We start from the raw sequence: 12,638 nt of genomic DNA, 5'->3' as shown, positions 1-12,638 counted from the left end.
TGGTTTATTTTCTTCTTTTTGGATCGGTTTGTTTAAAGATTAGGTATAAAATTCCGGCTGGCAAGAAGCAGAAGAGCCACATAACATCTAGTCCCTTCTGTTTACTGCTAGAGTTTGTTGATGTAGAATCGCTCACGGCCATTCCCGCCTTAATACTTGGAGATACCTGTTGCAAGCCGTTTTGGACGACCAGGCGGTTGTTTTCCAGTTTAATTGCTGGATTCGTGCCTTTTTTAACGGTTGCATAGAAGTCTTGTTTCAAGTGTACTGTCTTTCCGTCGATCGTGTGTTGGCCTGCAGAGAGAACTTTTTTGTATTGGTAATCTGCAAACATTTTCTCGGCTAAGGTATTTCCGATTTGATTGCGGTAGCTTTCGGCGATCTCGACATCGTAGTTTCCAACGCCTAGGATGACTTCGATAATCCGCTGTTTCCCCCGTTTGGTTGTTGCGGTGTAGTTGTAGTCAGCAGTTGGGCTGGATCCTGTCTTGAGTCCATCAGTTCCCTTGAGTTCGAACTTTCCACCTTCGAGGGAAGTGTTGTAATTGTCATAGCTTTGCTCATACGGAGTGCCTGGCATAATAGTTGTGTGGGCCTGTTTGGTGTATTCCAGCATCTCTGGCAGGTCATTCACGATGTGATATGCCAAAATAGACATGTCCCGCGCTGTAATCTCATTATTGGCGTTCAGGTCATGGTGCTGCGGATTGTAATGGCCCTGTAAGACGGAAATCATCGCCCCGTTTGGGTTATTCCATTTGGTATGGCTCATCCCCATTTCTTGCGCGTACTGATTCATTAGATCCAAAAACTTATCGGGATCGTTGTCTGTGACAAGATTAGCTAGCATGATCACAGCCGCGCTGGAAGAGGGAACAAAGAGCATCTTGATCAATTCAGATACTTTGTAGTCTACGCCAGCTACAATCGGTGAGTTACTTAACAGATTGTTTTCCGAAATGGCTTGGTCAGCCTCTGTTGCTGTGACCACGGTATCGTACTTGATCTTGCCTTCTTTGAGGGCCCGAAAGACCACATAGGCACTCATGAGCTTGGCCATGCTGCCTGAGTCACGGACCGTATCGATATTGTCTCCGTATAGGATGGCTCCAGTATTGGCATCGATGACGATGTCGGCCTTAGGCTTGTAAAAATCATCCAATACCAGTCCAGCATCGGCTGCGATTTTCATGACATCTTCTTGCTGATAGATATCGTCCGCAAAAGCAGTAGAGATAGGACCTAATGTCAAGACTCCTACAAGGAGGGACAAGAGGCTGTATTTTAGTCGTTTGTGTAAATGTCTCCCGTTATTCATAAATTCCATTATATCATACAGGTTAGGGATTAAAACGGAAAAAATTCTAGAAAAAGAAAAAAGAGAATAATTTCGCAGTAAAAGCGTTTACATTTCCCTGGAAAGTGCTATAATTTAAATTGAATATAACATTTTTACAATGAGGTGAATGATATGAACAAAGGAAAGGTACTCTTAGCTACCAGCGCTCTGCTTTTATCAGCTGGTGTCCTAGTAGCTTGCTCAGGTGGAAAATCTGGAAGCTCCGGTGGACAGACGTTTAGCTATGTTTATACCCAGGATCCGGATACGCTCGACTATTCGATTTCCAATAAAAAATCGACTTCCGAGTTTACGGGAAATGCGGTAGATGGCTTATTGGAAGTGGACAAGTATGGGAACTTGATCCCATCACTTGCTAAAGACTGGACTGTTTCCAAAGACGGCTTGACCTATACTTATAAACTCCGCAAAGGTGTCAAATGGATGACTTCTGAAGGGGAAGAATATGGAGAAGTCAAGGCCCAAGACTTTGTGACAGGTCTCAAACACGCAGCAGACAAGAAATCGCAAGCGATCTATCTGGTTCAAAAATCTGTCAAAGGCTTGGATGATTATGTTTCAGGGAAAACATCTGATTTCTCAACCGTTGGTGTGAAAGCGATTGACGATTACACGGTTCAATATACCTTGAGCCAGCCGGAAAGCTTCTGGAATTCTAAGACCACGATGGGGATCCTGATGCCGGTCAACGAAGAATTCTTGAAATCTAAGGGAGATGACTATGGTCAAGGAACCACTCCGTCTAGCATTCTATACTGCGGTCCTTATTTGATCAAATCCATCACTTCTAAATCTTCAGCGACATTGGAAAAGAACCCAACTTACTGGGATGCAGATAATGTCAAGATCAGTAAAGTCAAGCTGACCTATTATGATGGACAAGACTCAGAATCCTTGATTCGTGGATTTGACAAAGGCGACTATACGGTTGCCCGTGTCTTCCCAAGTGGCTCTAACTATAAGAGTGTGGAGAAGAAGCACAAAGATGATATCGTCTTTAGCGACCAAGGTTCTTCAACCTATAACCTTTCCTTCAACATCGACCGTCAGTCTTATGAAATTACAGCGAAGACTACGGATGCTCAAAAGACTTCTACCAAGAAAGCAATCTTGAATAAGGACTTCCGTCAAGCCATTATGTTTGCCTTCAACCGCAAGGCATACGTAGCTCAAGCAAACGGAGAAGCGGCTGCCAATAAGGTGATCCGTAATACCTTTACGCCACCAAACTTTGTCCAAATCGATGGCAAACAATTTGGGGATGCAGTAGAAAAAGACTTAGAAGCTTATGGGGATGAATGGAAAGGGGTCTCTGTCGCAGATGGAAAAGATACCCTCTACAATCCAACTAGGGCCAAAGAAGAGTTTGCCAAAGCCAAGGCAGACTTGCAGGCTCAAGGAGTTGAATTCCCAATTCATTTGGACCTTCCAACTTCCTCAACTTATACAGAAGGAATTAAACAAGCTCAATCCTTCAAACAGTCGATCGAGTCAACTTTAGGAGCAGAAAATATTGTTATTGATCTGAAAATGATCTCAGATGATGACCTGCAACGGGTTACCTACTTTGCTGAAAATGCTTCGCAACAAGATTGGGATTTGAACAATAACTTGGGTTGGGGACCAGACTATACGGACCCATCTTCTTACATCGACATCACTAGTGGTAAATCTGGCGAAAATGCCAATGCCTACTTTGGATTCGATGCTGGTACAGATAATGCGGCCGCAAAAGCAGCTGGTTTTGATGAATACGATCAATTAATTGAGGATGCTCAAAAAGAAACCACAGATGTGAACAAGCGTTATGAAAAATATGCTGCCGCTCAAGCTTGGTTGACCGATAGTGCCCTCTTGATTCCGATCCATTCAGATGGGGCTTCTCCAGGCGTCCGTAAGACTGTGCCATACTCTGCAGCCTTTGCTTGGACCGGCCACAAGGGTCAATCCTTCAACTATAAGTATTTAGAAGTTCAAGACAAGGTCGTAGCGGCGAAAGACTATGACAAAGCGCGTGAACAATGGAAGAAAGAAAAAGAAAAATCCAATAAAAAAGCGCAAGAAGAACTTGAAAAGCATGTGAAATAGACTTTTCTTAGCGAAAACAGGATGGAGAGTGGGACAGAAATCGGTCATTCGTTAGAATTCGATTTCGTCGTCCCACCTCCGCACAGTTGAGTAGGGCTGTAAAAGCTGATGAAATCAGCGTAGTAGAGCCCAGTCAACCACTGCGTCATACTGTTATTTCTATCAAACATCGAAGGCTGGACAGTTTTTGTTCAGTCTCTTTTTCTTTGTCTGAACCTTTAAAAATCGCCTAAAAATGGTATAATAGGAGCATCACGAAAATTGGAGAGACGCTATGAGTTTTTACGATCATAAAGAAATCGAGCCTAAGTGGCAAAAATACTGGGCTGACCATCATACTTTTAAGACAGGAACAGATGCTTCAAAACCTAAGTTTTATGCATTGGACATGTTCCCTTACCCATCTGGAGCGGGTCTACACGTAGGACACCCAGAAGGCTACACAGCAACAGATATCCTTAGCCGTTTCAAACGTTCGCAAGGCTACAATGTCCTTCACCCAATGGGATGGGATGCTTTTGGTTTGCCTGCAGAGCAATATGCTATGGATACAGGGAATGACCCAGCGGAATTCACAGCAGAAAACATTGCTAACTTCAAACGTCAAATCAATGCGCTTGGATTCTCTTACGACTGGGACCGTGAAGTCAATACGACAGATCCGAACTACTACAAGTGGACGCAATGGATCTTCACTAAGCTTTACGAAAAAGGTTTGGCCTATGAAGCGGAAGTGCCAGTAAACTGGGTTGAGGAACTGGGAACAGCTATCGCCAATGAAGAAGTCCTTCCAGATGGAACTTCTGAGCGTGGTGGCTATCCAGTTGTCCGCAAACCAATGCGCCAATGGATGCTCAAAATCACGGCCTATGCAGAGCGTTTGCTCACTGACTTGGATGACCTTGACTGGCCAGAGTCTATCAAGGACATGCAACGCAACTGGATTGGGAAATCAACTGGTGCCAATGTCACCTTCAAAGTGAAAGGGACTGACAAGGAATTCACCGTCTTTACGACACGTCCGGATACCCTTTTCGGAGCGACCTTCACTGTTTTGGCGCCTGAGCATGAACTAGTAGATGCCATCGTAAGTGCGGAACAAGCTGAAGTCGTAGCAGACTACAAACACCAAGCCAGTCTTAAATCAGACTTGGCTCGTACAGACCTTGCCAAGGAAAAAACAGGGGTTTGGACGGGTGCTTATGCCATCAACCCTGTCAATGGCAAAGAAATCCCAATCTGGATTGCGGACTATGTTCTTGCTAGCTACGGAACAGGTGCAGTCATGGCCGTACCTGCCCACGACCAACGTGACTGGGAATTTGCTAAACAGTTTGGCCTTCCAATCGTAGAAGTACTGGAAGGTGGAAACGTAGCAGAAGCTGCTTACACAGAAGATGGTCTTCACGTCAATTCTGACTTCTTGAACGGACTTAATAAAGAAGAAGCGATTGCAAAAATCGTGGCTTGGTTGGAAGAAAAAGGCTGTGGTCAAGAGAAGGTGACTTACCGTCTCCGCGACTGGCTCTTTAGCCGTCAACGTTACTGGGGTGAACCAATCCCAATCATTCATTGGGAAGATGGAACTTCGACAGCCGTTCCAGAAAGTGAATTGCCACTTGTCTTGCCAGTCACCAAGGACATCCGCCCTTCAGGTACTGGGGAAAGTCCACTAGCCAACTTGACAGATTGGTTGGAAGTGACTCGTGAAGATGGTGTTAAAGGTCGTCGCGAGACCAACACTATGCCACAATGGGCGGGTTCAAGCTGGTACTACCTTCGCTATATTGACCCACACAACACAGAGAAATTGGCCGATGAGGACCTCCTCAAACAATGGTTGCCAGTAGATATTTACGTGGGTGGTGCAGAACACGCCGTTCTTCACTTGCTTTACGCTCGTTTCTGGCACAAATTCCTCTATGACCTCGGTGTCGTTCCAACTAAAGAACCATTCCAAAAACTCTTTAACCAAGGAATGATCTTGGGAACTAGCTACCGTGACCACCGTGGGGCTCTTGTGGCGACTGACAAGGTTGAAAAACGTGATGGTTCCTTCTTCCATGTGGAAACAGGGGAAGAATTGGAACAAGCACCAGCTAAGATGTCGAAATCCCTCAAGAACGTGGTCAACCCAGACGATGTGGTGGAACAATATGGTGCCGATACCCTTCGTGTCTATGAAATGTTCATGGGACCACTCGATGCTTCGATCGCTTGGTCTGAAGAAGGTCTGGAAGGAAGTCGTAAGTTCCTCGACCGTGTGTACCGTTTGATCACAAGTAAAGAAATCGTTGCGGAAAACAATGGTGCTCTAGACAAGGTTTATAACGAAACCGTTAAAGCTGTCACTGAGCAAATCGAGTCCATGAAATTCAACACAGCCATTGCCCAACTCATGGTCTTTGTCAACGCGGCTAACAAGGAAGACAAACTCTATGTGGACTACGCCAAAGGCTTTATCCAATTGATTGCCCCATTTGCCCCTCACTTGGCAGAAGAACTCTGGCAAACAGTGGCAGCAACAGGTGAGTCAATCTCTTACGTAGCTTGGCCAACATGGGACGAAAGCAAATTGGTTGAAGACGAAATCGAAATCGTCGTCCAAATCAAAGGTAAAGTCCGTGCCAAACTCATGGTTGCGAAAGATCTTTCACGCGAAGAATTGCAAGAAGTCGCTCTGGCTGACGAAAAAGTCAAAGCAGAGATTAATGGCAAGGAAATCGTGAAAGTGATTAGTGTACCGAACAAACTTGTAAATATCGTAACGAAATAAATTTAAAAGTCCTTCAGAGCTAAGTTCTGGAGGATTTTTGACTCTTCTTGACAAGAAAACGATATTTTGTTAATATCATTAACAAAAAGAAGGAAACTATGAATAAGAAAGAACTGCATAAGTTTAATAATCGTTTTAACAGCTTTGTTTTAGCCTTTGAACGGTTGAAAAAGGACCAGCATAGGAATAGTATTGATAAATCAATCACTATTAATGAAGTCCATTTGATTGACCTAATAGGTCGGAATCAGCCTGTGAATCTAGTAAAATTATCTGAGTTGCTTGAAGTATCAAGGAGTGCCGTTACTCAGAGTGTTAGACGTTTAACCAAGAAAGACCTCGTTTCTTTTGAATTTGCACAGGATAATGAAAAAAATAAATATCTGATATTATCCAAAAAAGGGGTTGAAGTTTTTAACATTCATAAAGAGCAGCAGGAACATATTGAAAAAGCCATTTTTTCAGTTTTAAGAAACTACAGTGAGGAAGACCTTCAAATGGTTATGAAACTGATAAATGATATTGAACAGGTATGGCGAGAATTACCGTGGTAAAAATCACGGTAATTTTAAAACTATATTGTTAATTATATTAACAAAAAGAGGAAGATATGAATATACAAATTGAACTTATCACGGCGTCTGAGTTAGCAGATGAATCTTTTAATATTGTCATCAATGGCTTAAAACCAAGAGAAACATATCGAGTCGAAATGTTTCTATCTGATTATTATTGTATCAATGCTCCCATGCGTTTAGCTCATGATGTTTTATGGAAATCAACAGCGACTTTTGTATCAGACACGAATGGTATTATTAATATGTCACAAACTCCATCTTGTTCTGGATCTTATGAAGGCATTTCAACAATGGGACTATTTTTTAATGCAAAGCCCTTGACCAATAAGAGAAAGAAACTTCCAAACTCTCTTTCTGAAATTCCCTTATTAGATCATTTTTTTGTGGATATCAAAATTATGCAAGGAAATACTGTCATTGCAGAGAGAACTTTCATAAGATATTACATGAGTTCGCAAATTAGTCATAAAGATATTTACGGGAAACATTTTCAAGGGAGACTCTTCTATGATAAAAAGGCAATAAAAACACCAGCATTGATTATTGTGAGCGGTAGTGAAGGACGGATTGAAAAGGCACAGAATATAGCTCAGCTTTTATCTTCTAGAGGTTATATTTGCCTAGCAGTTGCCTACTTTGGTTTAGAGGGGTTACCAAAACATTTGGAACGTATTCCTTTAGAGTGCCTTGTGGAAGCAAAGGATTATCTACGTCAGCATCCTCAAGTAGATAGTGAAAGAATTGGAATCTATGGACGGTCTAAGGGAGCAGAATTCGTTTTAGCTGAGGAGAGCCTTTTTAATGACGTTCAATGTTTGGTACTAAATTCACCCTCTGATGTGGTATATGAAGGGATAAAAGGGAAATGGAACTCTCATACTTCTTCTTGGACACATTTGAAAAAAGAACTTCCCTATCAAAAGTTTCGACTTGGAGATTATCTATTCAGTAATTTTTTTAGAAAAACCTTCCCTAAAGATTGCTCTGCTAGGATAGATATTGGTCAAATGCATTCACCAATCTTATTGCTCGGAAGTACTGTTGATGAAATATGGGATGCCTCGTCAGCGATTGATGATATTGTCTCACATTATAAAGGCCACTACATTACATTTAAAAAATATCATGAAACAGGTCACATGTTGACGGTGTCTTATCAACCAAATCATCGTTATCGAAAAGATTGGTGTTTACTGATGGAAGAGAGTAAGGATTCTTGGTTGGCTACGATTCATTTTTTTGATAGGCATTTGAAGAAGTAATAAAAATAGATTATAAATATGCTATAATAGTTCCAACTAAGATAAAAACACAGTTCTGGTTGGTAGTCCAGACGTAGGCAAGCCTATCAGTAACCTTCCTCCTTGGTTGTCCATTCTTAGGGATAGATTTAAGGAGGTGCTGTCGTGGAAACAATTTCAATTGGATTGACAGTTTATTTTGAAGATGGATTTTGGCATGGTTTGTTCGAACAAGTCTATCGAGAAACTTATCAAGTTTGTCGTGTGACATTTGGTCAGGAGCCAAAAGATGATGAAATTCTAGAGATCTTACAGACTCAGTTTACTCAATTATCTTTTAGTCCAGAAGCTATAGTTAAGCAACATGTAAAAATCAAGAATCCTAAACGATTACAGCGAATGGTGAAGAAACAAGTAAATCAGAAAGTTTCTTCCAAGTCGAAAGAACTATTACAGTTGCAGTATGAGGAAAGAAAAAAGATTTCAAAACATCAATCTAGTGTCCAAAAGCAATTGCTCGAACAAGAGAAATTTGAACGCAAACAGCAAAAACGAAGAGAGAAGCATAAAGGACATTAACCCTTATCTCTTTCATCAAAAAAGCTTCGGTAGGAAGAACCCTACCGAGGCTTTTTTAACAAATTTCATTCTGCATGATAATGAAGAGATGTAAAACTCAGTGTCGTTCGAAAAGAAGTATAAATGTTGCTTTTCTTCCAAGGAAGATGGTGTAAAAGGATTAAAAAATCTGGTATTTTGAAGTTCCTCAAGGATTCTGTGGACATATTCTTAGATTTTTTATTTCGATATCGAAATAGTTGACAGATGTAACGAACGGTGATACAATGACTGTGATATTTCGATATAGAAGAAAAAGGAGACAGAATGAATAAGATGATAGGGGGCTACCAAGCTCTACAGATTCGTTTATTGAATGGGCGTATCTTTCAAAAACTCTTGAGCAAGGAGCCAGATGCTCAATACAGAAGTGAACAAGGAAAGATTTTAACAGTCCTTTGGCAAAAAGAAGATGGTCGAGCAACTGCGACAGATATCGCTCTTGCTTCAGGACTAGCTAACAATACCCTAACTAGCATGATTAAGAACATGGTCGAGCAGGGCTTGGTTACGATTGAACAGAGTGACCAGGACAAGCGCAAGAAGTTTGTAGTTTTGACGAAACTAGGTTGGGCACAAAAAGAAATCGGAGACCGTGTCAGCAAAGAACTGGGAGAGATTTTCTACCAAGGATTTTCGAATCAAGAAATCCGAGAATTTGAGGCCTATCAAGAGCGCATTATCTCAAATCTAAAGGCTAAAGAAAATGACATCTAAGGAAAGGAAGTAACAGTTATGATTGGTATTACAGGGGTAACAGGGAAATTAGGTTCTTATGTGGCGAATCTTGTCGATAAGAAGGGAATCGCTTCAGTCCATCTAGCACGAAGCCCAGAGCGTGCAAAGATCTATGCGTCAGCGGAAATTCGTAAAATAATGTATGCCAATACACCAGAGGTGGTTGAGGCCTTAAAGGGGATCGATATCTTGTTGATGGTTTCTGCTCGGGAAAATCCAGAGCGTGTCAAGGAACACAAGGACTTTTTAGATGCCGCAAAGCTAGCTGGGGTCCAGCACATCGTCTATACCTCCTTTTATGGGGCAGATGAGAAGGCAACGTTTACCTTGTCTCGAGATCATGCCCAGACGGAAGCCTATATCAAGGAGTTAGGGTTCACCTACACTTTTTTGAGAGATAATTTTTACTTGGACTTCCTGATTGATATGGCGCTTGAAAATGGAGAGATTCGTGGCCCGGCAGGCAGTGGTCTTGTGTCAGCTGTTGCCCGTAAGGACACATCTAGGGTTGCAGCAGAAATTCTTTTAAATCCTAAGGAGTGGGAAAATCAAACCTTGAATCTGACAGGGCCAGAGGATCTTTCCATGGAAGAAATCGTAGCACTTCTCTCAAAAGAGACCGGTGACGCCATCGCGTATGTGGATGAATCAGTAGAAGAAGCCTATGAGTCACGGAAAAAATGGCCAGCACAAACTTGGGAGTACGATGCCTGGGTCAGCACCTATACAGCGATTAAAGTTGGGGAACAAGCTGGGGTTTCAACAGATATCGAAAAAGTCCTAGGGCATCCGGCAAGTAGCCTATTGGATACTCTTAGAGACAGAAAACTTATAGAGGAAGAACATGATTGAATACAAACATGTAGCCTTGCGCTACACGGATAAGGACATTTTAAAAGATGTCAATCTCCGCATTGAAAATGGAGAATTCATGGTGCTAGTGGGTCCTTCAGGATCTGGAAAGACCACCATGATCAAGATGATTAACCGTCTCTTGGAGCCGACTGATGGCAATATTTATATGGACGGGAAACGCATCAAGGACTATGATGAACGAGAGTTACGTCTTTCTACTGGTTATGTTTTGCAGGCCATTGCTCTCTTTCCAAATCTAACGGTTGCTGAAAATATTGCTCTCATTCCTGAGATGAAGGGCTGGGGCAAGGAGCGAGTGGTTTCCAAAACAGTCGAACTGTTAGAAAAAGTAGGCCTTCCAGCTTCTGATTACGCCGATCGCAAACCCTATGAGCTGTCTGGTGGGGAGCAACAACGGATTGGGATTGTGCGTGCCATCATTGGGGAGCCAAAGATTCTATTGATGGACGAGCCCTTTTCAGCCTTGGATGCTATTTCTCGCAAGCAGCTACAGGCTCTTACCAAAGACTTGCACAAGGAGTTCGGCATGACCACTATCTTTGTTACACACGATACCGATGAAGCCTTGAAATTAGGCGATCGGATTGCGGTGCTACAAGAAGGAGAGATTGTGCAAGTAGCGGATTCTGAGACCATTCTAGCCCAACCGGCCAACGACTTTGTGGCAGATTTGTTTGGAGGTGCTCACCATGTCTAAACTACTTACAACCTTTCAAGAACGCTTTGGAGACTGGCTCACTGCACTGGGGCAACACTTGCAACTGTCGTTACTGACCTTGCTCCTTGCGATTTTTCTGGCGGTCCCTCTGGCTATTTATTTAAGTACACGCAAGAGAGCCAGCAACTGGGTTTTACAGGTAGCTGGGATCTTCCAGACCATTCCTTCCATGGCCCTTTTAGGGCTCTTCATTCCCATCATGGGAATCGGAACACTTCCAGCCTTGACAGCTCTCGTCATCTATGCCATTTTCCCCATCCTTCAAAATACCATCACCGGTTTACAAGGGATTGACCCAAGCCTTGAAGAAGCGGGAATCGCCTTTGGGATGACCAAGTGGGAGCGCTTGAAGAAGTTTGAGATTCCCTTGGCCATGCCCGTCATCATGTCTGGGATTCGGACAGCAGCTGTGATGATTATCGGGACGGCTACCTTGGCAGCTTTGATTGGAGCGGGGGGACTCGGTTCCTTTATCCTTCTAGGGATTGACCGCAATAATGCCAGTCTGATTTTGATCGGTGCCCTGTCTTCTGCCTTCTTGGCCATCGCCTTTAACCTTCTTCTCAAATGGATGGAAAAGGCCAAATTGCGGACCATCTTTGCGGCTTTTGCGGTCATGATCCTCGGATTGGGAGTATCTTATACGCCAAGTCTTCTTCCCAAACCGAAAAAAGAAAACCTGGTCATAGCTGGGAAGCTAGGTCCTGAACCGGAAATTCTAGCCAATATGTATAAGATTTTGATCGAAGAAAACACGGACATGACAGTGACCGTCAAACCGAATTTTGGCAAGACCACCTTCCTCTATGAAGCTCTGAAAAAAGGGGATATCGCGATCTATCCAGAGTTTACAGGGACCGTGACCGAAAGTCTCCTCAAGCCGGCGCCGCAAGTCGACCATGATCCAGAAGCAGTCTATCGAGCGGCTCGAGATGGGATCAAGAAACAAGACAACCTGGCCTTGCTCAACCCCATGGCTTATCAGAATACCTATGCTGTCGCGGTGCCTAAGAAAATTGCCCAAGAGTATGGTCTCAAGACCATTTCAGATTTGAAAAAGGTGGAAGGACAACTCAAGGCAGGATTTACCTTGGAGTTTAATGATCGAGAGGATGGGAACAAGGGCTTGCAGAAGGTTTACGGACTCCATCTACAAGTCTCCACCATGGAGCCAGCCCTTCGCTACCAGGCTATCCAGTCCGGTGATATCCAGATTACAGATGCCTACTCAACGGATGCCGAGCTTGCTCGCTATGACCTCGTGGTCCTCCAAGATGACAAGCAACTCTTCCCTCCCTATCAAGGGGCCCCACTCATGAAAGCTGAATTACTGAAAAAACATCCGGAATTGGAAGCAGTTCTGAATAAACTAGCTGGTAAAATCACAGCAGAGCAAATGAGCCAGATGAACTACCAAGTCGGAGTAGAAGGCAAGTCAGCTAATCAAGTGGCGCGTGACTTTTTGGTAAAAGAAGGGTTTATCAAAAATTAACAAGCCATTCTCAAGTCTTCGCACTTGAGGATTTTTTGATAGAAAGCAATTTTAACCCCTTTCAGCAAGCTTTTGTTATAGAGGGAGAGACCTTCTCTTCAAAAACTCTCCATTGAGTCTAGCTTAAAATTGTGTTACAATAAGCCTTGAAAA

Annotated in this window: 10 protein-coding genes; 9 read left to right on the top strand and 1 reads right to left on the bottom strand. The window is 43.0% G+C overall.

Features of this window, described 5'->3' with window-relative positions; translation table 11 throughout:
• Window positions 1-4 precede the first annotated feature (4 nt).
• Window positions 5-1,327, bottom strand: a complete 1,323-nt coding sequence (locus tag ACVC7Q_RS05640; RefSeq protein WP_447265152.1) for a DUF1958 domain-containing protein — start codon at window positions 1,325-1,327, stop codon at window positions 5-7.
• Window positions 1,328-1,471: 144 nt separating this feature from the next.
• Here ACVC7Q_RS05640 and ACVC7Q_RS05635 point away from each other — a divergent pair, with 144 nt between their 5' ends.
• From ACVC7Q_RS05635 to ACVC7Q_RS05595, 9 genes are all read left to right on the top strand, one after another.
• Window positions 1,472-3,448 carry a peptide ABC transporter substrate-binding protein gene (locus ACVC7Q_RS05635; RefSeq protein WP_447265151.1) on the top strand — a complete coding sequence of 659 codons (1,977 nt, stop codon included), beginning with the start codon at window positions 1,472-1,474 and terminating at the stop codon, window positions 3,446-3,448.
• Window positions 3,449-3,722: 274 nt separating this feature from the next.
• Window positions 3,723-6,224 (top strand): leucine--tRNA ligase, encoded by a 2,502-nt coding sequence (gene leuS, locus ACVC7Q_RS05630; protein WP_447265150.1) that lies wholly within the window; start codon window positions 3,723-3,725, stop codon window positions 6,222-6,224.
• A 98-nt stretch (window positions 6,225-6,322) separates the two neighbouring features.
• Window positions 6,323-6,778 carry a MarR family winged helix-turn-helix transcriptional regulator gene (locus tag ACVC7Q_RS05625; protein ID WP_447265149.1) on the top strand — a complete coding sequence of 152 codons (456 nt, stop codon included), beginning with the start codon at window positions 6,323-6,325 and terminating at the stop codon, window positions 6,776-6,778.
• Between the two features lie 56 nt (window positions 6,779-6,834).
• The gene (locus tag ACVC7Q_RS05620) at window positions 6,835-8,064 is read left to right on the top strand and encodes an acyl-CoA thioesterase/BAAT N-terminal domain-containing protein (RefSeq protein ID WP_447265148.1); all 1,230 of its coding nucleotides are present in this window, start codon (window positions 6,835-6,837) and stop codon (window positions 8,062-8,064) included.
• Between the two features lie 144 nt (window positions 8,065-8,208).
• Entirely contained in the window at window positions 8,209-8,622 is a 414-nt protein-coding gene (locus ACVC7Q_RS05615) for a YjdF family protein (protein WP_049514955.1), read from the top strand.
• Window positions 8,623-8,928: 306 nt separating this feature from the next.
• The gene (locus ACVC7Q_RS05610; RefSeq protein WP_447265147.1) at window positions 8,929-9,378 is read left to right on the top strand and encodes a MarR family winged helix-turn-helix transcriptional regulator; all 450 of its coding nucleotides are present in this window, start codon (window positions 8,929-8,931) and stop codon (window positions 9,376-9,378) included.
• An 18-nt stretch (window positions 9,379-9,396) separates the two neighbouring features.
• A complete protein-coding gene (locus ACVC7Q_RS05605; RefSeq protein ID WP_447265146.1) occupies window positions 9,397-10,251 on the top strand; it encodes an SDR family oxidoreductase in 855 nt (284 codons plus the stop codon).
• Entirely contained in the window at window positions 10,244-10,972 is a 729-nt protein-coding gene (locus tag ACVC7Q_RS05600; RefSeq protein WP_447265145.1) for an ATP-binding cassette domain-containing protein, read from the top strand. Before ACVC7Q_RS05605 ends, ACVC7Q_RS05600 begins: the two co-directional genes overlap by 8 nt.
• The gene (locus ACVC7Q_RS05595) at window positions 10,965-12,485 is read left to right on the top strand and encodes an ABC transporter permease/substrate-binding protein (protein ID WP_447265144.1); all 1,521 of its coding nucleotides are present in this window, start codon (window positions 10,965-10,967) and stop codon (window positions 12,483-12,485) included. The genes ACVC7Q_RS05600 and ACVC7Q_RS05595 overlap by 8 nt, the downstream gene beginning before the upstream one ends.
• Window positions 12,486-12,638 lie beyond the last annotated feature (153 nt).

This window comes from Streptococcus sp. W151, assembly GCF_053010205.1.
Note: the sequence above shows the minus strand (reverse complement) of the source record. Positions and strands in the feature narration are given on the sequence as shown.